Raw genomic sequence first — 22,284 nt, forward strand, 5'->3', positions numbered from 1 at the left:
GGAAACCGCTTTCAGGTCTCGATTCGCTCAAGAATGGCGTCCAGTGGCGCGTGTGATGGCAAGACGCCGAATAGCGGTGAAGTCTCCTCGCCGAGGCGCGTTGCGCAGAAGGTCTCGCTGATGGCGGCGGGGGCATGACGCAACAGTAGCGCGGCTTGCAGACATTGCGCGAGGCGCTGGGTTAGCCAGCGTGCCTGCGCTTCCAGCACGTCCGGCGTGGCCTTGAGGCGTCGTTCTAGCGCCTCGAGCGCCCGGTCAAAATCGGGGTGCGCGCCGCGTGCCAGGGCGAGCTCCTGACGCAGGGCTGCGATGCTTTCCGGATGGCGGGCAAGTACACGCATCACGTCCAGGCACATGACATTGCCTGAGCCTTCCCAGATAGAATTCACCGGCGCCTCGCGGTAAAGCCGCGCGAGCGGCGCCTCCTCGACGTAGCCGATACCGCCGAGACATTCCATGGCTTCAGCCATGAACGCTGGGCCACGCTTGTTGTGCCAGAACTTGGCCAGCGCGGGGAGCAGGCGCGCCAGGGCGTGCTCATGCGGGTCTCGGGAGGCGCCATCGAAGGCACGCGCCGTGCGTAGGCAGAGTGCCAGGCTGGCCTCGGTTTCCAGCGCCAGGTCGGCGATCACGCGCTGCATCAGCGGCTGGTCGGCGAGGCGTTTACCGAACGCTTCGCGGCCCTGAACGTGGCGCCAGGCTTCGAGCGTCGCCTGGCGCATCATGCCGGCGGGTGCGGTGGCGGCATCGAGCCGGGTCTGCTGGACCATCTCGAGAATGGTGGCGACGCCGCGCCCTGGCTCGCCGATAGGGTGCGCCCAGGCATCGGCATACTCGAGTTCCGCCGAGGCGTTGGCGCGGTTGCCGCACTTGTCCTTGAGGCGCTGCAGTTGAATGCCATTGCGTTCGCCATCGGGGCGAAAGCGTGGCACCAGGAAGCAACCGATGCCGGCGTCGTCTTGTGCGAGTGTCAGAAAAGCATCCGACATCGGCGCGCTACAGAACCACTTGTGGCCGGTGAGGCGCACGCTGCCATCCGGCTGATGTGTCGCCTGGGTAGTGTTGCGGCGCACGTCGCTGCCGCCTTGTTTCTCGGTCATCGCCATGCCGAAGGTTGCCGCACGCTTGTCGCTGGCGGGCAGGGCGCGAGGATCGTAGTCGTTTGTCAGCAGGCGCGGCCCCCATGCCTCGAGTATGGCGCTGTCGTGGCGTAGCACGGGATAGGCGGCGTGGGTCATGGTGATCGGGCAGCAGAATCCCGGTTCGACTTGGGTCAAGAGATACAGCGCGGCGACATGCGCTTGATGACCGCCGTTGCCTTCATGCTCCCAGGCCACCGCCTGCCAGCCGCCATCGCAGGCGAGATGCATCAAGCGATGATAGGCCTCGGTGTAGTGCACTTCGTCGAGCCTGCGCCCGTGCCGGTCGAACAAACATAGCTCGGGAGGATGGCGATTGGCCTCGTCGGCGATGGCTTGCCAGGTATCACGCCCGGCCTCGCGGGCGAGCGGGGCAAGGCGCGTCGCGACCCAAGCCGGGGCTTCGCGGGCCAGAGTCTCACGCAGGGCGATGTCCTCTGCCAGGAGGTCATGGTCACCACCGAGCAACGGCTGGTTGGTGACCTCGTGCGTGGCGAGATGAGTGCGAGCGGCATGATCGGCCATGGAAGCGACTCCTGAAGACGGCAAGGGGATGCGTCGTGCTTCGAGCATGGCCAGACGTGATACCGGGGTCAATGCGACCCTGGTGGGGTTAGTCGGGCGCGTCGGCGCTTGGCAGCGTCTGCGCGATCCAGCGACTGAGGCGCGCGGGCGTCGCCGTATCGAGGTCGTAGAGTAGCCGGTACGTCATCGGCGCGATCACGCCGTCCATCAAGTCCTCGACCGATGGCGTGGCTTCGCCGCGCTTCACGGCACGTTCACGCAAGCACGCCATGATCGTTTCACTGTAAAGGTAGCAGCGTTCACGTCGTTCGCGTTCGGCGCTGGCCATGATATCGCTGAGCATGCACTGGCCGGGTAGCGAGGTCATCTCATCGAGATATTGCTCGCCCCAAGCCTGTAGGTCGCCTGCCAAGGAACCGGTCTGCGGCGGTTCGTCGTCGGGGCGCAGGCGCTCGAGGGACACGTCTGCCAGCAGCTCGGCAAGATTCCCCCAGCGACGATAGATCGTCGACGGCGTTACGCCGGCCTTGTTCGCGATCTGGGGCACGCTGAGTTCTTCGCGGGATTTGGTGGTCTGCAGCTCGCGGACCGCGTGATGCACGGCTTCTTGCACCCGCGCGCTGCGTCCCCCGGGACGAACGGCTTCTTTGATGGCCATGGTCACCTAACGCAAAATATTTGCTTTATTAGCCTGCTAAGTTCAGACTGCGACTAAAGCACAATCTTAGCATTAATGGATTTCATCATGACACCGCCTTCATCCACGGGTACGACGGATGCCTACCCGGCGCCGCGCCTCGGGCAGCTGACGTATTACGCCATCCTGATGATCACCTTCCTGGCGGCATCCAGCGCTCCGACGCCGCTGTATCGCCTCTATCAAACGACATGGCACTTCTCGGCAACGATGCTCACACTGGTGTTTGCCAGCTATGTGTTCGCTTTATTGGTAGCGCTACTGGTGTCCGGATCGTTGTCGGACCATATCGGCCGGCGGCCAGTGGTGGCCGGTGCGATCGTGGGCGAAATCTTATCATTAGGGGTGTTCTTCTGGGCCGATAGCCTAGCGTGGCTCATGGTGGCGCGTATTCTGCAGGGCATTGCCACCGGTGTCGTGACTAGCGCGCTGGCGGCAGCCATGCTCGATAGCGATCACCGACGTGGGCCCGTCATGGCGAGTATCGCGCCGCTCTTCGGTATGGGCATCGGCGCCCTGATTGCGGGCATCTTGGTAACGTATGCGCCCGCGCCGCTGCATCTGGTGTACGCGCTCTTGGCCGTGGCGCTGGTGGTTCAAGGCCTGCTGCTAGGGCGCATCCGCGAGAGCGTGACGCCGCGCCCGGGCGCATGGGCCTCGTTGAGGCCACGCGCCTATATACCACCGCCTGTCCGGGGGCCGCTGATGCGCGTAGTGTCGGCAGTGATCTCGTCCTGGGCACTAGGCGGCTTCTCGCTGTCGCTGGGCCCTACGCTAGTGGAGACCGTCAGCGGTATCCATAACCCGCTGATCGGTTGTCTGATTACGTTCCTGCTGCCCTGCGTGGGCGCGATCAGTGTGTTGACGCTGCGGGCCAAGCCGCCTCGTGTGGCAGTGCTTATCGGTACGGGCTGCTTGATCGTCGGCATGAGTGTGCTGTTGTTAGGTGTGTATTGGCGCAGCGTGGCGGTACTGTTGAGCGGCACAGCCTTTGCTGGGATCGGCTTCGGCGCGGCGTTCATGGGCGCCATGCGTACCGTGATGCCATTGGCACCGCCCACCGAGCGCTCGGCGTTGATGGCGGCGTTCTACGTCATCTGCTACTTGTCCGCCAGCCTTTTGGCCATGGTCGGCGGCATGGCGACACAGCACATGGGGCTGCTGCCGACGACGTACGTGTATGGCGGTGTCGTGGCGGTGTTGTCGCTCGCCGCCTTCATCGGTGCGCTGACGCAGCGCACGACGCCACGACGTTGCCAAGCCTGCGATAGCCCCGCTTGAGGTGCGCCTTCACGCGTCTGGGGTAGGCCTTTTACATGTTCATTAGTGTATTCGACATGACGCGATGCCCGGCCTCTGGCATGCTGAGTTCTTTCCGCATCGACACGTCACAGGACACATCATGGTCACGCTGTCGTCTTCCGCAACACCAGGGGCGCTACCCGAGCCGGTCATCAAGGATGAACGCATCCAACTAGTCGATGCTCACAATCGCCCCTGCGGCAGCGCCTCGCGTCGGCTGATGCGGCGCTTTCGCTTCTGGCACCGCGCGACGTACGTGTTCGTGCGCAATGGTCGAGGCGAGCTATGCGTGCAGCGCCGCACACTGACCAAAGAAGTTTTTCCCGGCTATCATGATTTGGCCACCGGTGGCGTGGTCGGTGCGGGAGAAGCGGAGCATGTTGCCGCGCGTCGCGAGTTGGCCGAAGAACTCGGCATCGAGGGCGTGTCGTTGACGCCGTGTTTCTCGTTTCGTTATACCGATGGCGGTAACTTCATTCATGGCAGTGCCTTCTTGGTCGATTACGATGGGCCGCTGGTCCTGCAGGCGGATGAAGTCGCCGACGCCACCTGGTTGACGGTGGAGGCCGCGCTGGCGCTGGAAGATGCCACGCCGGATAGTCGCGTCGCGCTGGAGCGCATGCTCGCCCAAGGCTGGCTGATGGCACGGGACGATTGAAGCCCTGCCGCAGGCGGACGACAATGAAGAGGTATCCCCGACGATGAACGCAATGCGCGACCGCCATGACGCTATATAGCCAGGATTGCCATACCAACCGGATGGAGCCCTTCAATCTGCGCGCACTGCGCGGCCAAGTGCTGTTGATCGTCAATGTTGCCAGCCGCTGCGGTTATACACCGCAACTCAAGGAACTCGAGTGGCTGTATCGTCGTTATCACGACCAAGGTTTCACCGTGCTGGCGTTTCCCTGCAATCAATTCGGTCGCCAGACGCCGGAGTCGGCCGAGGGGTTCGGCGCCTTCTGCATGCGTGAATATCGGGTCAGTTTTCCGGTGATGGAAAAGGTTCACGTCAACGGGCGCGATGCCCATCCGCTATTCGTGTTGCTGCGCCGCCAGGCGCCGGGCGTGCTGGGCAGCACCCCCATCAAGTGGAACTTCACCAAGTTCCTGGTGGGGCGCGATGGTCATGTGATTCGGCGTTTCGCACCGCGCGTCTCGCCGCGCAGCATGGCGGCGGATATCGAGCGGGCACTGGACATTCCGTTCTCGGCATGACGCTTGTACGGCTCATGGCGAGGTTGCATGCAGACGTTCGATCAAGATGTCGAAACGCGGCCGGCTCATCATCGTGGTCAACCCGGAAAACAGCAGCCAAAAGCCCTTGCGCCAGCCATGCAAGCGACGCGTGTGGCGTGCCAGGTCGAGCAGCAGGCGGTCCTCGTCGAAGGCGCGCCATTCGCCGGCCACCGACATTTGGCGACGCGACATGACCGGCGCCATTTCTAGCCGATAGATCATTTCCAGCTCCTGAGGGGTATGGCCTTGTGTCTCGACCACCTCGAGCATGCGGAGATATTCGCGTTCCCGGGGCTCGCGCTCGAGCCAAAGGGGCGAGAGCGCTAGCCACAGGGCGCCACGGCGTTCCAATAGGGTTTCAAGCTCGTTGGGGTCGTGCATGTTTTTGGGCCTTCGCTGTGAGGGGGCATCTTCGGCCACTCGTCCATGACGAGCAAGGGGGTGCGGACATGGACGCCATCACCCGCTAGAATGCCCCACAATAAAGAAACCGTGCATTGGCGCGTGTTTCCCCGTGGCGGTTCCAACCGCGATCAACGAATGACGTCAGCAAAGAGGTCCCCTCTGTGATCATAAAACCCAAGGTTCGTGGCTTCATCTGCACTACGACGCACCCCAAGGGCTGCGAGCGCAATGTCGCCGAGCAGATTGCCACCACGCGTGCGAATATTGTGCAAAGCGAACAGGAAAAAGGCCCGAAGAAGGTGTTGGTGATTGGCGCCTCCAGCGGCTATGGCCTGGCGGCGCGTGTCACCGCGGCCTTCGGTTACGGGGCGTCGACCCTCGGGGTTTTCTTCGAGAAGCCAGGAACCGAGAAGAAGCCGGGCACGGCCGGGTGGTATAACTCGGCGGCGTTCGACAAGTTCGCCAAGGAAGAAGGTCTTTACAGCAAGGCGATCAATGGCGATGCCTTCTCGCACGAAGCGCGCACCAAGGCCATCGAGTTGATCAAGCAGGACCTGGGCCAGGTCGACCTGGTGGTGTACTCGCTGGCTTCGCCGGTACGCAAGATGCCCGATAGCGGCGAACTCAAGCGTTCCGCCCTCAAGCCCATCGGCGAGACCTATACCGCGACGGCCATCGATACCAACAAGGATGCCATCACCGAGGCCTCCGTGGAGCCGGCCAGCGAGCAGGAAATCGCCGATACCGTCACCGTCATGGGCGGCGAGGACTGGGAGCTTTGGATCGACGCGCTGGACGAGGCGGGCGTGTTGGCGCCGGGCGCGCGCAGCGTCGCGTTCAGCTACATCGGCACCGAGATTACCTGGCCGATCTACTGGCATGGCGCGCTGGGCAAGGCCAAGGAAGACCTGGACCGCGCCGCCGGCGAAATCGACACGCGTCTCTCCCAAGAGGGTGGCAGTGCCAATGTGGCGGTGCTCAAGTCGGTAGTGACCCAGGCCAGCGCGGCGATCCCGGTGATGCCGCTGTATATCTCGATGGTCTACAAGGTCATGAAAGAGAAGGGCCTGCACGAGGGCACCATCGATCAGCTCAATCGTCTGTATTCCGAGCGTCTCTATTCATCTCAAGAGCAGGATACCGACGAAGCGGGCCGCCTGCGTCTCGACGACTGGGAGCTACGCGACGACGTGCAACAGCCGTGCAAGGAGCTATGGTCGCAGGTCACCACCGACAATCTCTTCACGCTGACCGATTACGCCGGTTACAAGCACGACTTTCTCAAGCTGTTCGGCTTTGAGCGTGAGGATGTCGATTACGAGGCGGACGTCGACCCCGTGGCGGAGTTCGACGTCGTACAGCTGTGATCGTCGCGTCCGAGCGCTTGTCCCGCACGTTGCGCTGGGGAATGTGTGTCGTGTTGCTGGGTCTGCTCGTCGGGTGTCAGAGCTCGCCGTATTACGCGTCCATGGAGCGTCTTGGCGTGTCGCGCGGCGAGGTTCTGGCAGAGCGCGTCGACGCTGCCCGGCAGGCTCAGCAGCGCGCCCGGGAGGCACTGGACGGTGCCTTGTCGCGTCTGGATTTGGCGCTTTCCGCCTCGCCGAGTACCTTCTCGCGTGAGCGCGAGGCATTGACGCACGCGCTTGAGGAAAGCGACGACGCGCAGCGCGATCTGGCCTGGCGGCTCGATGACGCCGACGAGGCGGCCGAGGCGGTATTCACCGAATGGCGCGAGGAGCTCGACGACTACCACGATGATCGCTATCGCGAACTCAGCGAGCGGCAATTGGCCGAGTCTCGAGGACGCTATGAAGACATTCGCCAGGCGCTTGCCACCTCGCGCGAGCAGATGCGGCCGCTGACGGAGACGCTCAACGATACCGCGCTGCTGCTCGAACACGAGGAAAAGGCGCGCGATCTGGCCTCGCTGGGTGATCGGATGCCTGATATGCGCGACGCGCTGGACGAGCTCGCCACGCGTGCCGCGCATATCGACCGCGAGACGGACGCGCTGGTGGAGGCGTTGCTCGATGTCAGGGAGTGAAGAGCGCCGCGAGGCACCCCGCCAGGTGGGGTTTTTGCTGTTGCCGGGGTTTTCGCTGCTGGCGCAGGCCTGCGCCATGGAGCCGTTGCACGTCGCTAACTTGCTGGCCGAGCGTCGACTCTATGTGCCACGGACCTTTGGGCTCGATGGGCGTGCGGTGAAAAGCGCCGCAGAGTTGGCGTTGACGCCGGAAAGCGTGGCGGGCAGCGATGTCCAACATCTGGACATGCTCATGGTGTGCGGCGTGAGCCCGTCGCCAGCGAGCGAATCCCCGGACTTGCATGGCTGGCTGCAACGGCTGGCTTCACGCGGGGTCATGCTGGGCGGCATCGCCGGCGGCACTCAGGTGCTGGCTCGCGCTGGCGTACTGGAGGGCTATCGAGTCACGCTGCACGTCGCCGGGGCCGATGCATTCACGCGGGACTTTCCCGGCGTGCATGTCTCGCATCAATTGTTCGAGATCGACCGTGATCGCTTGACCTGCGGGGGCGGCACGGCGGCGATGGACATGATGATGACGCTGATTGCGCAGCAGCATGGCGCGCGGCTGGCTGAGCGTGTCTCCGAGCATTTCGTCTGCGAGCGTATCCGCATGGCGGATGAGCCTCAGCATGTACCGTTGCGCGCGCGTCTCTCGCACGCCCCGCAGAGCCTGGTCGACGCGGTGACGCTGATGGAGTCGAACATCGAGGAGCCGTTGACTACCCACGAGCTGGCGGAACACCTGGGGATTTCCCGGCGGCAGCTGGAGCGGTTGTTCAAGAAGTATCTGCAGGCGGTGCCCAGTCGTTACTACCTGGAGCTGCGGCTTCAGAAGGCCCGCCAGTTGTTGCGCGACAGTGAACAGGCGGTCGGCGACATTGCCTTGTCCACGGGGTTTTCCTCCGGGGCGCATTTCTCCACGGCGTACCGTAACCATTTCGGCATCAGCCCGCGCGATGAACGCATACCGCGTCATTGACGGCAGTTTTCAGAGCTTAGGCTTTGTACGAAAAGTCGGCGAGCGATGGCCAGACAAGGCAAAAATCAGCGAAAAGGCGGAGTTTACGGGGTGTAAATGAGTACTTTGAGCTGATTTTTAACGCCGTATGGCCGAGCACAGGCAGTTTTCGTACAAAGCCTAGAAGTTCTGGAGCGTTTGCCGATACCCCAAATACGCCTTGCGGCGCTCAACTAAGCGGCTGGCCATGGCGAAGTCGCCCTGATTGCGTGCCGTCTCTTCGGCGATGTCGAGCTGTTTGATGGCGCGGTCGATATGACCGGTCAGCTGCAATTGCTCGGCGCGGGCGAGCATACCCCACAGGTTGCGGTCGCTGCGCCCGGCGGCCTCGGCGAGCAGAGAGAAGACTTGCGGATCCTCGGGATATTGATCGCTCATGCGGCGCAAGATGTCGTATGCCTGGCGTGGGTCTTGCTGCAGCAGGACCTCTGCCTCGATGAGCTGCGCCGGGCGGTAGTCCGGTTGCAAACGCAGGATCCGCCGGGCGCGGCTCAATGCCACATCGCGCTGGCCGGCGTCGAACGCCACCTGAGCTGCGCTGGCCGGCAGCATCGAGAGATCCGGCTGCGCCGCGCTTAACTGGTCGATCGTGTCGAGTGCCTGTGCAGTATGACCGTTGTGGGCATCGATCAGCGCTTGCAGGTAGCGTATCGCGGCGTCAGGAGGGTCGTCCTGACGTAGCTGGGTCATGGCCTGGCCGGGATTGTCGCGGTTGAGTGAGAGCAGGGCGCGGGCGCGAATCAGGCCGAAGGCCGTGCTGTCGTGCGGTTCGGACGCGGGCATTTGGTCGGCGCGGGCCTGGGTGTCGGCGATGCGGGCTTCGGTGACCGGGTGTGTGAGCAGGAATTCCGGCGGATTGCCGCCCTGTAGGCTGGCCAGGCGTTGCATGGCGCGGAAGAGTTCGGGCATGGCCTGCGGGTCGAAGCCGGCATCGGCCAGCGCCTCCAGCCCGATACGGTCGGCTTCCTGCTCGAAACGCCGGGAGTAGGCGAGCTGATCCTGAATGAAGGCCGCTTGCGAGCCGACCATGGTAGCCAGCCCCGCATCGCCTGCGCCGCCCGCCGCGAGAACCATGCCGACCAGCATGGCACCCATGGTGGGGAGCTGTGTCTCTTCCACGCGCTGCATGCGGCGTGCGAAATGATGCTGTGACAGATGGCCGAGCTCGTGGGCGATCACCGAGGCCAGGGCATCCTCGCTCTCGGTGAAGGTGAACAGGCCGCTGTTGACCCCGATCACGCCTCCGGGCACGGCGAAGGCATTGAGAAGTCGGCTGTCGACCAGGGTGATGACAGTGTCGTCGTGGACCCCGGCATACGGTAATAGGCGCGCCACCAGGCCATGGATGTAATCTTGCGCGATGGGGTCTTGCCACTCGTCGGTCTGGGCGCGGAACTGACGTAGCCAGGCGCGCCCCAGGCGATGTTCCTCACCGCTCGAGACGGTAGCACTCGAGCCACCCAGCTCGGGAAGCCCGTAATCGTTTTGTGCCAGGGCATTCGGCGCGAAGGCGCAAAATGTCAGGGCGAGACATAGGGCAGGAAGCAGCGTCCAGCGACGTGGCATGGGCATCCTCTTGAATGGCGCGACGGGGCGGAGAGGCCGACGGCATGGTGCACGCCATGCTACCGTTGTCTTCGACATTGAACTGACTGGCAAAGTGCCTTTAAATCGTTGCGTTTTCAACTACCGAACCGCTGGGGGCGCAGATGGCGTTGCAACCCGATCAAATGCTCGACGCACGTGGCCTGCATTGTCCGTTGCCGCTACTCAAGGCCAAGCAGGCCCTGTCGACGCTCGAGGTGGGCGCGTTGCTCGAGGTTCAGGCGACTGATGTGGGCTCGTGGCAGGACTTCGAGACCTTTGCCGCGCAAGGGACGCACCGGCTCGAGGCGCGTGAAGAAAGGGACGGCGTCTACTTTTATTGGCTGCGCAAGGGCGAACGAGGAAGCACAGCATGACGATGAAAGGCCTCTTCAAGGGGTGGGTTGAACGCTATTTCTCGGATGAGGAAGCGGTCGTCTTGCTCATCGTGCTGGTGCTGGGCTTTGCCGCTGTCATCTGGCTGGGCCGGATGCTGGCGCCGTTCTTCACCGCCCTGGTGCTGGCCTTTCTCCTGGAAGGCGTGGTCGCGTGGCTAGAACGGCGCGGCTTGCCACGCTTGCTGTCGGTACTGGTCGTGTTCCTGATCTTTCTGGGTGCATTATTGGCGCTGGCCCTGGTGATCATGCCGTTGGTCTGGAACCAGATGGTGGAGCTGGTGCATGAGGCGCCGCGCATGTTCGCCAGTGGCCAGGCATGGCTGGATACCTTGCAGTCGCATTATCCGACCTTGATCACCCCTGATCAGATCGAACGGTGGATCGCCACCGCCGGGCGCGAGGCGACTCAGCTCGGTCAGCGGGCGTTGACGCTGTCGCTGGCGTCGTTGGGCAATCTCTTGGGGGTGATCGTCTATCTGGTATTGGTGCCGATCCTGGTGTTCTTCCTGCTCAAGGACCGCGAGCGCCTGACGCTGTTTCTGCTGTCCCTGCTACCCAAGAAGCGTGTCCTGATGACGCGCATCTGGCATGAGATGGACGATCAGATCGCCAACTACATTCGCGGCAAGGCGATCGAGATCCTGATCGTGGGCGTGGTGGCCTTCGTTACCTTCTGGATGTTCGGGTTGCCTTACTCTACCTTGCTGGCACTGATCGTCGGCTTGTCGGTGCTGGTGCCGTACATCGGTGCGGCGGTGGCGACCTTGCCAGTGGCGGCCGTCGCGGGTTTCCACTTCGGCATCGGCGATCAGCTCGCCTACGTCCTGCTGGCCTATGCCGTTATTCAGGCGCTGGATGGCAACGTGCTGGTGCCGATCCTGTTTTCCGAGGCGGTCAACCTGCATCCGGTGTCGATCATCCTGGCGGTGCTGTTCTTCGGCGGTATCTGGGGCTTTTGGGGCGTGTTTTTTGCGATTCCGCTGGCGACCTTGATCAAAGCGCTGGTGTATGCCTGGCCGCGCGGTGTGCGCGACCCAGGCCTGCGGTCTCCCCCGGCGGAACAGTGATCAGGCGGTCGTGTTGAGTTCGCGGGCGGCGTCGAGCACTTCCTCGACGTGGCCCTTGACCTTCACCTTGCGCCATTCGCGCGCCAGCTTGCCGTCAGTGTCGATCAGGAAGGTGCTGCGCTCTATCCCCAGGTGCTCTTTGCCGTAGAGTTTCTTGAGTTTGATGACATCGAAGAGTTGGCATAATGCCTCGTCCTTGTCGGAAATCAGCTCGAAATTGAACCCTTGCTTGGCCTTGAAGTTCTCATGGGCACGCAGCCCGTCTCGCGAGACACCGAGAATGACGGTATTGGCGGCCTCGAAGTCGGCCTTATGGTCGCGGAAGTCGCCTCCTTCGGTGGTGCAGCCCGGAGTACTATCCTTGGGATAGAAATAGATCACGACCTGCTGGCCACGGTATTCGGATAGTGTGATTTGGGTATCGCCCGTTGCCGGGGCGCTGAAATCGGGTACATGCTGGCCGATGCTGACGCTCATGAAGGTTCCTCGAATGCTGACGTGAAAGGTGTCGTTGCCTGAACGTGGGCGGTTAAGATTACATTGCAGCCAGGCGCGCGTGTCAAAGCACGCCGCTTCTGTACAGGATGAAGCTGGCTGAGTACCATTTGACGTTGATTGACATCATGACAGGAAAGGCCGGTCCGGCGCTTGGAACGCCCGGTTGGCGATACGCGCATTTTTATCGCCCGCGCATGCCGGTGGCACGCTGGCCCGATTCACAGGAGAGCACTGCAGGATGATCACAGGCAGCATCGTCGCTTTGGCGACACCGATGAAGGTCAGTGGCGATATCGACTGGGAGGCGCTGCGTCGCCTGGTGGGATTCCATCTCGACAACGGCACCGACGCCATCGTCGCGGCGGGCACCACCGGTGAGCCGACCACCATGTCGTTCGCCGAACATTTCGACGTCATTCGCTGCGTCGTCGAGGAAGTCGACGGCCGCGTTCCGGTGATCGCTGGCACCGGCGCCAATGCGACGTCGGAAGCGGTCGAGCTGGCACGTTATGCGCGCGAAGTAGGCGCGGACCTCTGCTTGTCGGTGGCCCCTTACTACAACAAGCCTACGCAAGAAGGGCTCTACCAGCATTTCAAGGCTGTCGCCGAGGGTGGAGGGTTGCCAGTCATTCTCTACAACGTGCCCGGTCGTACCTGCTCGGATATCTACAACGAGACCGTGTTCCGTCTTGCCGAGATCGAGAACATCGTCGGACTCAAGGATGCCACCGGCAATCTCGAGCGTGCCGAGGAGCTGGTCGATCGTCTCAAGAATACCGATTTCGCGCTTTATTCCGGTGACGACCCCACGGCGTGTGACTTCATGTTGATGGGTGGCCACGGCGATATTTCGGTATGCGCCAATGTCGCGCCGCGGGCCATGCATGAGTTGTGCGAGGCCGCCGTTGCCGGCGATACCGAAAGAGCGCATCAGATCAATTCACGCCTCATGTCGCTGCACACCGCGCTGGGTGTCGAAGCCAATCCGATTCCGGTGAAGTGGGCGCTCAACCGCATGGGGCTGGCGGAGCAGGGTATCCGCTTGCCGATGACGTGGCTCTCTGACAAGTACCACTCCACGGTGAGTGAAGCCCTGCAGCTCGCTGGCGTGACCGAAGGCTGACCAACCGTCGAGAGGCGTCGAGGACCCGGACGTTTATCGGCGTTAGCGGCACTCCTCGAGGCTGATCAACGCATAAAGAAGGTGTATGCATGAAACCCGTCCTTAAATGGATGCCGCTGATCATCGGCGCCACTCTGATCGTAAGTGGCTGTAGCCGTTCCGGTTTTTATTACGACCGAAACACTGAATACGCCGATGCCGAGATGGTTGAGCCAGTGACGCTGCCGGATTCGCGCGACTCGTCACGGTACCAGAACGCCATGCCGGTGCCCGATGCCGAGAGCGATTTCGCGGCCATGGACGAAGACTTCAACGTGCCGCGCCCACGCCCGCTGGCCTCTAGCCAGGAAGCCGAGGCGGCATTCGTCGAATCCCGCGAGGCTGGCGATGAACGTTGGTTAGTCGTCAATGCCGCGCCGGGCGGTGTCTGGCCGATGTTGCAGGGATTCGCGTCCGCGCAGGGCGCCAGTGTCGAAGATGCCGATGTCGATGCGGGGCGTCTCGAGACTGGCCTGGGAACGTTGAGTGTTCGTCAGGGGCTGCGTGACGGCTCTAGCGAAGTGCGTTGCGAAGGCAGCGGCAACGAAGCGCAGTGCCTGGACGCGCTGCAGCGCTACCTGAACGACAACGTCGGTGACCAGGAAGGCGTTTCTCTGGCGGCACAACCGCTGGCGAGCGATGAGCGCGTACGCTTGTCGAACCACGATGGTGAGTGGCAGCTCGAGCTGGCGCTGAATCTTGAACGTGCCTGGCCGGAACTGCGCTATCAGTTGGAGAACAACTTCGAGGACGAGCAGGGCGCTTTGGTCGACCAGAATCGTAGCGCCGGTCAGTTCGTGATCGACTACACCGCCCGCGATGACGATTCCGGCTGGTTCGACTGGTTCGACTGGTTCGGCGGCGACGAAGCGACCCAGCGCTACCGCCTCGATGTCAGCGCCAATACTCGCGATACCACGCAGGTGAACGTCAGCGGTGAAGATGGCGGCCCGGTGGATTCGGGCGCTGCCCGTGAAGTGCTCAACGCCGTGGCGGCGACCTTGCGCTGAGATGCCGGACGGCATGACAGATCAGTTTCAGGCGTCGTCGGCCCTACGTTTCGCCTCGTTGGGTAGTGGCAGCAAAGGCAACGCCACGCTGGTCAGCGACGGTGAAACGTATGTGCTGGTAGATTGCGGTTTCGGCATGCGCGAGGCGGAACGCCGTCTCGCGCAGTTCGGTCTGCATCCACGCCAGCTCGACGCCGTGCTTCTGACGCATGAGCACGGCGATCACATCCGTGGCGTGGGGCCCCTGGCGCGGCGTTACGCGATACCGGTCTACTTGACCGCGGGCACCTGGCTATCAGGACGCCTGGGCGAGGTACCGCACCATGAGTGGGTGGTGCCTCAGTCACGCTTCGCGATCAAGGGGCTGGAGGTCGAGCCGGTGACGGTTCCGCACGATGCACGCGAGCCAGTGCAGTTCCGGTTTCGCGCGCATGGTCGCCATCTGGGCGTACTCACCGACCTCGGCCATCCCAGTGAACACGTCATCGATGCGTTCCGGGGGTGCGATGCGTTGATTCTCGAGTGCAATCACGACCGCCACATGCTCGATGTGGGTCCCTACCCACGCAACCTCAAGCGGCGAGTCGGCGGCCACTGGGGGCATCTAGCCAATGTCCAGGCCGCCGAGCTTTTGACGCGGCTGGGGCTGGATCGCCTGCAGCGTATCGTGTGTTCGCATATCTCGGAGGAGAACAATCGCCCCGAACTGGCGCTGGAGGCGCTGACGCCGTTGTTGTCCGGCGATGAGTCGCGGCTGCTGGTATCGGCGCAGGAACACGGCTTCGCCTGGCAGAGCATCGCTTGAGTCGCGGCCGCGCATCGTTGGCAGTGTAGCGACGCCTTGAATAGCCTTTGAAAACGTCGCGGGTCCTGCGATCCGCGCTCAGACAAGAGCCAGACGGCCCCGCGCGGGCCATTGTGGAGACCCCATGGAAAAACGTGACGAGCTGTACGCGGGCAAGGCCAAGTCCGTCTACCGCACCGACGATCCGCAGCGTTTGATCCTGCACTTCCGCGACGATACCAGCGCCTTCGACGGCAAGAAGAAGGAGTCGCTGGCGCGCAAGGGCATGGTCAACAATAAGTTCAACGCCTTCATCATGGAAAAGCTCCAGGCTGCGGGCATTCCGACGCATTTCGAGACGCTGCTCTCCGACGACGAGTGCGTGGTCAAAAACCTCGAGATGCTGCCCGTCGAGTGCGTGGTACGTAATGTTGCCGCGGGTGGGCTGGTACGCCGTCTCGGCGTCGAGGAAGGCCAGGCGCTGACGCCGCCGACCTTTGAGTTGTTCCTCAAGGACGACGCCAATGGCGACCCGATGATCAACGAGTCGCTGGCCGAGACGTTCGGTTGGGCGACGCCTGAGCAACTGGCGACCATGAAAGCGCTGACCTTTCAGGTCAACGACGTCCTCAAGCAGTTGTTTCTCGACGGTGACATGCTGCTGGTCGATTACAAGCTCGAGTTCGGCCTGTTCGACGGCCAGGTGACCCTGGGCGACGAGTTTTCGCCGGACGGCTGCCGACTGTGGGACGCCAACACCCGCGAGAAGATGGACAAGGACCGGTTCCGTCAGGGACTGGGCGGCGTCATCGAAGCCTATGAAGAAGTCGGGCGGCGCATCGGCATAACCTTCTGATTGCCGCGCGTTTTCGACCTATTCCAGCGGGGCGCCTACAGGCGCCCCGCTGTCGTTCATGGGGGAGAAGACGCCACGACGATGTCTTCCACATGCATTGCGTCGATGCCGTCGTGCGTACTCGGGTGAAAGCGTACGTCCACGTCGCGCAAGCGCACGCCATAGCGGCGCTCGGACGTGTTCCGTGCGTTCTTGTGGTACGCGGGGCGCGGGTCCTGGGCCAACACCTGGCGTATCAGGTCGCGTAGCGAATCGCTGTCGTCGTGCGCTAACAGCGCCGTCTCGGCGGCGGCCGAGAACGTCACCGGCAGCGACGGCGGTCGCGCGGGGGCGAAGCCACTGCGTGCCTCAGGGAGCGCTTCGGCCCAGGCCAGATACGGCTTGATGTCGAGCACGGGCGTGCCGTCGACGAGGTCGTGCCCGCGTAGGTGCAGTGTCACGCCGTGATGCGTGTCGACCTTTATCAGCTCGACCAGCGACAGCCCCAGACGATTGGGGCGATGCGTGCTGCGTGTGGCGAAGACGCCGTGTTTGGCATTGCCACCCAGGCGTGGTGGACGCACCAGCGGTGTCCAGCGCGTGGGGCTTTGGTGGAAGACGAAGGTCAGCCAGAGATGGCTGAAGGACTCCAGGCCGCGCACGGTGAGCGGATCGTCGAACGGCGGCGAGAGCGTTAGTGTCGCCCGCGAAGCGCTGGCCAGCCCCGGTTGGCGCGGAATGCCGAACTTGTCCGGGTAGTCGCTGGCGATATGTCCGATGGGCGTGAGCGTGAAAGCTGCCGACACCTCGGAAGGGGGAAAGTCGCAATCGGTCATCTTGGTATTATGCCCAATGCCGGCCTATGCGGCGAGACATGCTAGCGTGGCATGCAGGCCTTGTGTAGGCTGCGCGGTGCCCATCACCATGGTGGCCTGGGCGCTCGCGGAGCGTCCGCCAGGCATGCCATTTCCAGGAGGCAACGGTGATCGAACGAATCGTTTATCGCGAGGCAATGCCGCGTGATGCCGCCGACCAGGCGGAAGTGTTTCACCATGCCGTGATGCAGGGCGCCGCCGGTTATTACACGCTGGCGCAACGCGAGGCATGGGTCATGGCCCTACCGCGCGATGCCGAGGCCTGGGCGGCGCGCCAGGTGCTCTATCCCACACTGGTGGCGGTCTGCGACGGGCGCTGCGTGGGGTTCTGCGAGCTCGACCCCGATGCCGGGCGTATCGAGACACTTTATGTGTGGCCCTCGCTGGCCAAGCGGGGCGTGGGGAGTCGCTTGCTGGAGCATGCCGAGGGCGAGATGCGTCAGCGCGGTGTGACGTGCATGCGAATCGAGGCCAGCCTGGTGCTGGCGGATGCATTGATGCGTCGCGATTGGGCGCATCAGGGAGAGGATTGGGTGGAGCGATGCGGCGAGCGTTTGCCGCGCGTCAGGCTCAACAAGTCGCTCTAAGCTCTGTATGAAATGAAAAGTCGGCGTGTGCTCTGGTCACGCCTTGCGTGCCAGTAACGCACGAAACAGCGAGCCCATCATCACCGGCGTGTCGTGTTCGACGATGAAGCCGGCCCCTTCCAAAAGTGGCCGCGCCTGACGCGTGATGTCGGTGGCCAGAAAAGAAGTCACCACATTGACCAGTCGCCTGCCCCAGCCGGCGGGGTGGGCATCGCTCTGGAACTTGTCCATCACGCATAGTTGGCCGTCTTCCCCCAACACGCGGTGTGCCTCGCGTAGTCCGGCCTCGGGGTCGGGCATGACGGCGACGACCAAGTGCATCACGACTACATCGAAATGCGCATCGGGATAGGCCAGTCGTGCGGCGTCCATCGTTGCGGCGATGACGTCCAACCCGTAGCGCTCGGCACGCGCCTCGAGACGCGCAATCATCACCGGCGAGATATCGATGGCATGCACTTCGATGTCGCGTGGCAGGCATGGCAGATCGAGCCCCGTGCCGGCGCCCACCAACAGAACGCGCTGCCCCTGGTGCCAATGCACTGCCTCCAGCGCGAGGCGGCGCGCGCGTCGGAACGCCCGTGCGGCCACCAGATCGTAGACCGGCGCGTAAAGCGAATAGCGCAGACGGTTCCAGGCGGTCGTGTTGAGCATGACATGGTGCTCCGGCAAGGGCATAACGCCGTCTTAGCACGTTGCCGGCGGGGCGTCCATGTAGGGATGGGTTTATGACACGATGCCGACATGGCCCGGGGATGCCGGGCCGTGCGAGTGCGATTACGCCATGCTGTCGACGATGCCGCCTTCTACGCGCAGTGGCGCGCCGGTGGTGGCGCTGGCTTGCGGTGATGCCGCGTAGACGCACATGTGGGCGACTTCCTCGGGAGTGGCGAGACGGCCGATGATCGAGCTGGGGCGGTTCTCCTTGACGAAGCGCGCTTCCATCTCCTCCTGGGACACGCCTTCCTGCTCGGCCATCTTGGCGATCATATCTACCACGCCCTCGGAGCGTGTCGGCCCCGGCAGCACCGCGTTGACGGTCACGCCGGTGCCGGCCATTACCTTGGCCAGGCCGCGCGAGATCGACTGCACGGCGGACTTGGTCATCCCGTAATGAACCATCTCGGAGGGGATGTTCAGTGCCGATTCGCTGGACAGGAACTGGATACGGCCCCAACCGCGTGACTTCATGCCCTGGGCGTAATGGCGCGATAGCCGCACGCCGCTCATCACATTGACCTGGAAGAACTGCTCCCAAGTGTCATCGTCGATCTCGAAGAAATCCTGCGGTCCGAAGATTCCCACGTTGTTGATCAGAATATCGGTATCCGCGCGTGCGTCGATCAGCGCCTGGCAGCCTTCGGCGCTTCCCAGGTCGGCGGCGACGCCGGACACCCGAGCGCCCGAGACCGCAGCTTTCAGGTCGCTCACCGCTGCGTCCACGCGTGTTTGAGTGCGGCCGGTGACCGTGACCTCGGCGCCTGCCTCGGCCAGCCCTTGGGCAATGGCGAAGCCGATGCCGGCGGTGGAGCCGGTGACGATGGCGGATTTGCCGCTGAGATCGATCTGCATGGTGCGTCTCCTTGTAGCGCCTCATATGTCCGGTGTGGCTCTTCGCGTCGTGGTGACGCGACCATGAGCCTGCAAATAAATGAGTCGGGGCGCAGACGACAAAACTCAACCTCTTTTCATAATTCGTCGTCACATCGCTGAAAGACCCGATACCTCCCATCCTCGTATACTCAATGCCAACCTACCGTATTCGTTGACCCACCCAGGAGGACCGACACGATGTCCCAGTCACCGACCCGCGACGATTTCGACCGCTACATGGTACCCAACTATTCCCCGCAGCGGACCATCCCCGTGCGCGGCGAGGGCAGCCGTCTGTGGGACCAGGACGGGCGCGAATACATCGATTTCGCCGGCGGGATCGCGGTCAACGCGCTGGGGCATTGTCATCCCGCGCTGGTCTCGGCGCTCAAGTCGCAGGCCGACAAGCTCTGGCATCTGTCCAACGTCTACACCAACGAGCCGGCGTTGGCCCTGGCCAAGTCGCTGGTCGAGCGCACCTTCGCCGACAAGGCGTATTTCTGTTCGTCCGGCGGTGAAGCCAACGAGGCCGCCTTCAAGCTGGCCCGGCGCTGGGCGTACGACAATTTCGGTGCGCACAAGGACAAGATCGTCTCCTTCCGCCAGTCGTTCCATGGTCGGACCCTGTTTACCGTCAGCGTCGGCGGCCAGCCCAAGTATTCCGAAGGCTTCGGGCCGATCCCTGGGCGTATCGAGCATGCCGTGTACAACGACCTCGACAGCGTCCGCGCGCTGATCGACGACGAGACCTGTGCGGTGGTGGTCGAGCCGATGCAGGGCGAGGGCGGCGTGGTGCCGGCCGATCCCGACTTCCTGAGCGGCTTGCGCACGCTATGCGATGAGCATCAGGCGCTACTGGTGTTCGACGAAGTGCAATGCGGTGTGGGCCGCAGTGGGCATCTCTATGCGTACATGCATTACGGTGTGACCCCCGACATCCTGACCAGCGCCAAGGCACTGGGCGGCGGTTTCCCGGTCGGCGCCATGCTGACCACCGATCGCGTGGCACCGTCGTTGGCGGTGGGCACGCATGGGTCCACTTACGGTGGCAACCCATTGGCTTGCTCGGTGGCGCTGGCGGCGGTGGAAACCATCGATACTCCCGAGGTGCTGGAGGGCGTCATGCATCGCCATGCGCTGTTCAAGGAGCACCTCGAGGCGATCAATCGCGAATACGGCATCTTCAAGGAAGTACGTGGCCTGGGCCTGTTGCTCGGGGCCGAAATGGCACCGGCCTACGAAGGGCGTGCCAAGGAGATCCTGCCGCTGGCCATGGAAGAAGGGCTGATGGCGTTGGTCGCCGGCCCCAATGTGCTGCGCATGGCCCCATCGCTGGTGATCTCCGACGCAGAAGTGCGTGAAGGGATGGCCTGCTTGGAACGCGCCGTGGCGCGATTCGTGCAGGACGCATGAACCCGCAACCGAGAGACATTGCCATGCTTGTCGTTCGCCCCGTTCAACCCCGCGACTTGCCGGCACTGGAGCGCCTGGCGGGCAGTGCCACGCCGCGTCTGACCAATCTGCCGGCGCATCGTGACCGCCTTGAGGAACGTATCGCGCGCTCGACGCGGGCCCTGGCGCGCGAGGTCGATTTTCCCGACGACGAGGCCTATACCTTCGTGCTCGAGGATCTCGATCTTGGCGAGGTGGTGGGGACCGCCAGCATTCGCGCCCAGGCGGGCGCCATGGATGCCTACTACACCTATCGTCAGGAAACGCTGATTCACGCCTCGCAGCAGCTCAATGTGCGCCGCGAGGTGCAGACTCTTTCGTTGTCCCACGAGACCTCCGAAACCACGCTGCTGTGCGCGCTGTCGCTGGATGCCCGTTACAAGGGCACCAGCGCCGAGAGCCTGTTGCGTCGCGCACGGTTGATGTTCATCGCGCAATATCCCGAACGCTTTGCATCGATTTTGGCCGTGGCCTTTCCGGGGTATCTCGACGCCCAGGGCGAGTCGCCGTTCTGGAACAGCGTCGGGCGGCATTTCTTCGCCCGCGGCTTTCAGGAGATCAACCTGCTGGCCGGGGTGCGCTCGAAGAGCTTCATCGCCGAGGTGATGCCGCAGTTCCCGCTCTATCTGCCCTTGCTCACACCCCAGGCGCGTGCCGCCATCGGCCGCGAGCATCCCGATCACGAGGGCGCGCTCGAGGAGATGCTGGGTGAAGGCTTCGTGCGCTCGCGGCATGTGGATATCTTCGATGGCGGACCGGTAGTGCGCGGCGAGCGCGACCGCCTGCAGAGCGTACGCCAGGCCAGCTGGCATCCGGTGCGTTTGCGCCCCGGCAACGTGCTGCCGGATGCCGAACCGGCGTTGATCGCCAATCAGCAACTGGGCGACTTTCGCTGTCTGGTGGCGCGCTATGCGCTGTCGCCCACAGGGCAGTTGATGCTCACGCCCGAACATGCCGAGTTGCTGGGAGTCGAGGAAGGTCGCGCGGTCTTGGCTGCGCCATTGGCGTTGCCCACCGTCCTGGATGAGTTCGACGAGGGAGAAACCTGATGCGCATTCGACCCATCGAACGCCGCGATATCGACGAGCTGCAAGCTCTGGCTTGGCAGACCGGCGTAGGGTTTACCTCGCTGCCCGACAACCGCGACTTCCTGGCCGCCAAGATCGAACATGCGGTCAGTGCCTTCGAGGAGCGCAGCGCCATCGACGATCGGCTGTATTTCTTCGTTCTCGAAGACGACGTCAATGGCGAGCTGGCCGGATGTTGCGCCATCGAGGCGCAGGTCGGCCGCGAAGTGCCGTTTTACAATTACCGTCTGGGCACCCTGGCGCATTCGTCGGTGCAACTCGACTTGCATCGCACCATCGATACGCTGTTTCTCAGCTCCGATCATACCGGCGATGCCGAAGTCTGCTCATTGTATCTGCGTCCCGAATACCGGCGTGATCGCAATGGCGCCTTGCTGTCCAAGGCGCGCTGGCTGTTCATCGCCGAGTTTCGCGATCGCTTCCCCGACAAGGTACTCGCCGAGATGCGCGGACGCTTCGACGAGAACGGCACCAGTGCGTTCTGGGAGTGCCTGGGCAGCCACTTCTTTCCCATGAACTTCAACGAGGCCGACCGCCTGACTGGCCTCGGGCAGAAGAGCTTCATCGGCGAGTTGATGCCCAAGTTCCCGATCTACACACCGTTTCTTTCCGAAGAGGCGCGGGCCTGCATCGGCGCGGTGCACGAACACACCCGTCCGGCGCTGGAAATGCTCAAGCAAGAAGGGCTGCGTTGGGAAGGCTACATCGACATCTTCGACGGCGGTCCCACGGTGGAGGCCTATATCGACGATGTACGCGCGGTCCGCGACTCGGCGTCCTATCCCGTGGAAATCGTTGACGAGGCCAGCAGTGTCGAACGCCCGACCTGGTTGGTGGCGACGGCTAACATTAGCGACTTCCGGTCCGCTTGGATCGGGCGCGGGCCCAGCGCAGACGGCGTGCTCACATTGACCGTGGATGAAGCCCGGCGTCTCGGCGTCGCTGCGGGTGACCGCTTGCGCCTGCTCGAGACGTAACTCGGCTGCGCCGGGAGTGAGAA

The 22,284-nt window shown here is 63.2% G+C and carries 24 protein-coding genes; 16 read left to right on the forward strand and 8 right to left on the reverse strand.

Annotated elements, in window-relative coordinates:
- Positions 1-11 precede the first annotated feature (11 nt).
- Both LUN51_RS01140 and LUN51_RS01145 read right to left on the reverse strand, forming a co-directional pair.
- Positions 12-1,664 carry an acyl-CoA dehydrogenase family protein gene (locus tag LUN51_RS01140; RefSeq protein ID WP_277809775.1) on the reverse strand — a complete coding sequence of 551 codons (1,653 nt, stop codon included), beginning with the start codon at positions 1,662-1,664 and terminating at the stop codon, positions 12-14.
- 88 nt (positions 1,665-1,752) lie between these two features.
- Complete coding sequence (locus tag LUN51_RS01145; RefSeq protein ID WP_277809776.1) at positions 1,753-2,322, reverse strand: TetR/AcrR family transcriptional regulator; 570 nt, start codon at positions 2,320-2,322, stop codon at positions 1,753-1,755.
- Between the two features lie 87 nt (positions 2,323-2,409).
- Between LUN51_RS01145 and LUN51_RS01150 the strand changes: the two genes are divergently transcribed.
- The 3 genes from LUN51_RS01150 (at position 2,410) to LUN51_RS01160 (ending at position 4,881) form a co-directional block, all read left to right on the forward strand.
- A complete protein-coding gene (locus LUN51_RS01150) occupies positions 2,410-3,642 on the forward strand; it encodes an MFS transporter (RefSeq protein WP_277809777.1) in 1,233 nt (410 codons plus the stop codon).
- Positions 3,643-3,763: 121 nt separating this feature from the next.
- Complete coding sequence (locus tag LUN51_RS01155; RefSeq protein WP_277809778.1) at positions 3,764-4,321, forward strand: NUDIX hydrolase; 558 nt, start codon at positions 3,764-3,766, stop codon at positions 4,319-4,321.
- Between the two features lie 65 nt (positions 4,322-4,386).
- A complete protein-coding gene (locus LUN51_RS01160; RefSeq protein WP_075368303.1) occupies positions 4,387-4,881 on the forward strand; it encodes a glutathione peroxidase in 495 nt (164 codons plus the stop codon).
- A 12-nt stretch (positions 4,882-4,893) separates the two neighbouring features.
- Here the strand turns inward: LUN51_RS01160 and LUN51_RS01165 are convergent, their stop codons facing one another.
- The gene (locus LUN51_RS01165) at positions 4,894-5,283 is read right to left on the reverse strand and encodes a DUF7079 family protein (RefSeq protein WP_246940108.1); all 390 of its coding nucleotides are present in this window, start codon (positions 5,281-5,283) and stop codon (positions 4,894-4,896) included.
- 185 nt (positions 5,284-5,468) lie between these two features.
- Between LUN51_RS01165 and fabV the strand changes: the two genes are divergently transcribed.
- The 3 genes from fabV to LUN51_RS01180 are packed head-to-tail and all read left to right on the forward strand — an operon-like array spanning position 5,469 to position 8,312.
- Positions 5,469-6,674, forward strand: coding sequence for an enoyl-ACP reductase FabV (gene fabV / locus LUN51_RS01170; RefSeq protein ID WP_277809779.1), 1,206 nt, complete (start codon positions 5,469-5,471; stop codon positions 6,672-6,674).
- Positions 6,671-7,351 carry a DUF2959 family protein gene (locus LUN51_RS01175; RefSeq protein WP_277809780.1) on the forward strand — a complete coding sequence of 227 codons (681 nt, stop codon included), beginning with the start codon at positions 6,671-6,673 and terminating at the stop codon, positions 7,349-7,351. Before fabV ends, LUN51_RS01175 begins: the two co-directional genes overlap by 4 nt.
- Complete coding sequence (locus LUN51_RS01180; protein ID WP_246919550.1) at positions 7,338-8,312, forward strand: GlxA family transcriptional regulator; 975 nt, start codon at positions 7,338-7,340, stop codon at positions 8,310-8,312. Before LUN51_RS01175 ends, LUN51_RS01180 begins: the two co-directional genes overlap by 14 nt.
- A gap of 159 nt (positions 8,313-8,471) precedes the next feature.
- Here LUN51_RS01180 and LUN51_RS01185 read toward each other — a convergent pair whose 3' ends face one another.
- Complete coding sequence (locus LUN51_RS01185; RefSeq protein WP_246919553.1) at positions 8,472-9,917, reverse strand: M48 family metalloprotease; 1,446 nt, start codon at positions 9,915-9,917, stop codon at positions 8,472-8,474.
- 143 nt (positions 9,918-10,060) lie between these two features.
- Here LUN51_RS01185 and LUN51_RS01190 point away from each other — a divergent pair, with 143 nt between their 5' ends.
- Positions 10,061-10,312 carry a sulfurtransferase TusA family protein gene (locus tag LUN51_RS01190; RefSeq protein ID WP_246919556.1) on the forward strand — a complete coding sequence of 84 codons (252 nt, stop codon included), beginning with the start codon at positions 10,061-10,063 and terminating at the stop codon, positions 10,310-10,312.
- Positions 10,309-11,400, forward strand: a complete 1,092-nt coding sequence (locus LUN51_RS01195) for an AI-2E family transporter (RefSeq protein WP_246919558.1) — start codon at positions 10,309-10,311, stop codon at positions 11,398-11,400. Before LUN51_RS01190 ends, LUN51_RS01195 begins: the two co-directional genes overlap by 4 nt.
- On the opposite strand, the gene LUN51_RS01200 is transcribed toward LUN51_RS01195, so the two are convergent.
- Positions 11,401-11,877, reverse strand: a complete 477-nt coding sequence (locus LUN51_RS01200; protein ID WP_277809781.1) for a peroxiredoxin — start codon at positions 11,875-11,877, stop codon at positions 11,401-11,403.
- Positions 11,878-12,136: 259 nt separating this feature from the next.
- Between LUN51_RS01200 and dapA the strand changes: the two genes are divergently transcribed.
- The 4 genes from dapA (at position 12,137) to purC (ending at position 15,710) form a co-directional block, all read left to right on the forward strand.
- Positions 12,137-13,021, forward strand: a complete 885-nt coding sequence (gene dapA, locus LUN51_RS01205) for a 4-hydroxy-tetrahydrodipicolinate synthase (protein ID WP_277809782.1) — start codon at positions 12,137-12,139, stop codon at positions 13,019-13,021.
- 89 nt (positions 13,022-13,110) lie between these two features.
- Positions 13,111-14,070 carry an outer membrane protein assembly factor BamC gene (locus LUN51_RS01210; protein ID WP_277809783.1) on the forward strand — a complete coding sequence of 320 codons (960 nt, stop codon included), beginning with the start codon at positions 13,111-13,113 and terminating at the stop codon, positions 14,068-14,070.
- Positions 14,071-14,083: 13 nt separating this feature from the next.
- Positions 14,084-14,875: an MBL fold metallo-hydrolase gene (locus LUN51_RS01215; RefSeq protein WP_277809784.1), complete on the forward strand. Its 792-nt coding sequence runs from the start codon at positions 14,084-14,086 to the stop codon at positions 14,873-14,875.
- Between the two features lie 124 nt (positions 14,876-14,999).
- Positions 15,000-15,710, forward strand: coding sequence for a phosphoribosylaminoimidazolesuccinocarboxamide synthase (gene purC, locus LUN51_RS01220; RefSeq protein ID WP_277809785.1), 711 nt, complete (start codon positions 15,000-15,002; stop codon positions 15,708-15,710).
- 56 nt (positions 15,711-15,766) lie between these two features.
- On the opposite strand, the gene tsaA is transcribed toward purC, so the two are convergent.
- A complete protein-coding gene (tsaA, locus tag LUN51_RS01225) occupies positions 15,767-16,525 on the reverse strand; it encodes a tRNA (N6-threonylcarbamoyladenosine(37)-N6)-methyltransferase TrmO (RefSeq protein ID WP_277809786.1) in 759 nt (252 codons plus the stop codon).
- A gap of 146 nt (positions 16,526-16,671) precedes the next feature.
- On the opposite strand from tsaA, the gene LUN51_RS01230 reads away from it, so the two are divergent.
- Positions 16,672-17,151: an N-acetyltransferase family protein gene (locus LUN51_RS01230; protein WP_431355555.1), complete on the forward strand. Its 480-nt coding sequence runs from the start codon at positions 16,672-16,674 to the stop codon at positions 17,149-17,151.
- 36 nt (positions 17,152-17,187) lie between these two features.
- Here the strand turns inward: LUN51_RS01230 and LUN51_RS01235 are convergent, their stop codons facing one another.
- Together LUN51_RS01235 and LUN51_RS01240 are read right to left on the reverse strand one after the other, a co-directional pair.
- On the reverse strand, positions 17,188-17,805 hold the full coding sequence (locus LUN51_RS01235) for a class I SAM-dependent methyltransferase (RefSeq protein WP_277809787.1): 618 nt from the start codon (positions 17,803-17,805) through the stop codon (positions 17,188-17,190).
- 123 nt (positions 17,806-17,928) lie between these two features.
- The gene (locus tag LUN51_RS01240; protein WP_277809788.1) at positions 17,929-18,723 is read right to left on the reverse strand and encodes an SDR family NAD(P)-dependent oxidoreductase; all 795 of its coding nucleotides are present in this window, start codon (positions 18,721-18,723) and stop codon (positions 17,929-17,931) included.
- 219 nt (positions 18,724-18,942) lie between these two features.
- On the opposite strand from LUN51_RS01240, the gene LUN51_RS01245 reads away from it, so the two are divergent.
- The 3 genes from LUN51_RS01245 to astA are packed head-to-tail and all read left to right on the forward strand — an operon-like array spanning position 18,943 to position 22,261.
- Positions 18,943-20,157 (forward strand): aspartate aminotransferase family protein, encoded by a 1,215-nt coding sequence (locus tag LUN51_RS01245; RefSeq protein ID WP_277809789.1) that lies wholly within the window; start codon positions 18,943-18,945, stop codon positions 20,155-20,157.
- A 23-nt stretch (positions 20,158-20,180) separates the two neighbouring features.
- Positions 20,181-21,245 (forward strand): arginine N-succinyltransferase, encoded by a 1,065-nt coding sequence (locus tag LUN51_RS01250; RefSeq protein WP_277809790.1) that lies wholly within the window; start codon positions 20,181-20,183, stop codon positions 21,243-21,245.
- Positions 21,245-22,261, forward strand: coding sequence for an arginine N-succinyltransferase (gene astA / locus LUN51_RS01255; RefSeq protein WP_277809791.1), 1,017 nt, complete (start codon positions 21,245-21,247; stop codon positions 22,259-22,261). Before LUN51_RS01250 ends, astA begins: the two co-directional genes overlap by 1 nt.
- The last annotated feature ends 23 nt before the right edge of the window (positions 22,262-22,284 follow it).

The organism is Chromohalobacter canadensis (assembly GCF_029544075.1).
In the GTDB taxonomy this organism is placed as follows: Bacteria; Pseudomonadota; Gammaproteobacteria; order Pseudomonadales; family Halomonadaceae; genus Chromohalobacter; species Chromohalobacter canadensis_A.

What these genes read in the sequence shown, in the direction of transcription:
- LUN51_RS01140 (WP_277809775.1), bottom strand. Translation starts at nt 1,664, where the DNA reads ATGGCCGATCATGCCGCTCGCACTCATCTCGCCACGCACGAGGTCACC.
- LUN51_RS01145 (WP_277809776.1), bottom strand. Translation starts at nt 2,322, where the DNA reads ATGGCCATCAAAGAAGCCGTTCGTCCCGGGGGACGCAGCGCGCGGGTG.
- LUN51_RS01150 (WP_277809777.1), top strand. Translation starts at nt 2,410, where the DNA reads ATGACACCGCCTTCATCCACGGGTACGACGGATGCCTACCCGGCGCCG.
- LUN51_RS01155 (WP_277809778.1), top strand. Translation starts at nt 3,764, where the DNA reads ATGGTCACGCTGTCGTCTTCCGCAACACCAGGGGCGCTACCCGAGCCG.
- LUN51_RS01160 (WP_075368303.1), top strand. Translation starts at nt 4,387, where the DNA reads ATGACGCTATATAGCCAGGATTGCCATACCAACCGGATGGAGCCCTTC.
- LUN51_RS01165 (WP_246940108.1), bottom strand. Translation starts at nt 5,283, where the DNA reads ATGCACGACCCCAACGAGCTTGAAACCCTATTGGAACGCCGTGGCGCC.
- LUN51_RS01180 (WP_246919550.1), top strand. Translation starts at nt 7,338, where the DNA reads ATGTCAGGGAGTGAAGAGCGCCGCGAGGCACCCCGCCAGGTGGGGTTT.
- LUN51_RS01185 (WP_246919553.1), bottom strand. Translation starts at nt 9,917, where the DNA reads ATGCCACGTCGCTGGACGCTGCTTCCTGCCCTATGTCTCGCCCTGACA.
- LUN51_RS01190 (WP_246919556.1), top strand. Translation starts at nt 10,061, where the DNA reads ATGGCGTTGCAACCCGATCAAATGCTCGACGCACGTGGCCTGCATTGT.
- LUN51_RS01195 (WP_246919558.1), top strand. Translation starts at nt 10,309, where the DNA reads ATGACGATGAAAGGCCTCTTCAAGGGGTGGGTTGAACGCTATTTCTCG.
- LUN51_RS01200 (WP_277809781.1), bottom strand. Translation starts at nt 11,877, where the DNA reads ATGAGCGTCAGCATCGGCCAGCATGTACCCGATTTCAGCGCCCCGGCA.
- dapA (WP_277809782.1), top strand. Translation starts at nt 12,137, where the DNA reads ATGATCACAGGCAGCATCGTCGCTTTGGCGACACCGATGAAGGTCAGT.
- LUN51_RS01210 (WP_277809783.1), top strand. Translation starts at nt 13,111, where the DNA reads ATGAAACCCGTCCTTAAATGGATGCCGCTGATCATCGGCGCCACTCTG.
- LUN51_RS01215 (WP_277809784.1), top strand. Translation starts at nt 14,084, where the DNA reads ATGACAGATCAGTTTCAGGCGTCGTCGGCCCTACGTTTCGCCTCGTTG.
- purC (WP_277809785.1), top strand. Translation starts at nt 15,000, where the DNA reads ATGGAAAAACGTGACGAGCTGTACGCGGGCAAGGCCAAGTCCGTCTAC.
- tsaA (WP_277809786.1), bottom strand. Translation starts at nt 16,525, where the DNA reads ATGACCGATTGCGACTTTCCCCCTTCCGAGGTGTCGGCAGCTTTCACG.
- LUN51_RS01235 (WP_277809787.1), bottom strand. Translation starts at nt 17,805, where the DNA reads ATGCTCAACACGACCGCCTGGAACCGTCTGCGCTATTCGCTTTACGCG.
- LUN51_RS01240 (WP_277809788.1), bottom strand. Translation starts at nt 18,723, where the DNA reads ATGCAGATCGATCTCAGCGGCAAATCCGCCATCGTCACCGGCTCCACC.
- LUN51_RS01245 (WP_277809789.1), top strand. Translation starts at nt 18,943, where the DNA reads ATGTCCCAGTCACCGACCCGCGACGATTTCGACCGCTACATGGTACCC.
- LUN51_RS01250 (WP_277809790.1), top strand. Translation starts at nt 20,181, where the DNA reads ATGCTTGTCGTTCGCCCCGTTCAACCCCGCGACTTGCCGGCACTGGAG.
- astA (WP_277809791.1), top strand. Translation starts at nt 21,245, where the DNA reads ATGCGCATTCGACCCATCGAACGCCGCGATATCGACGAGCTGCAAGCT.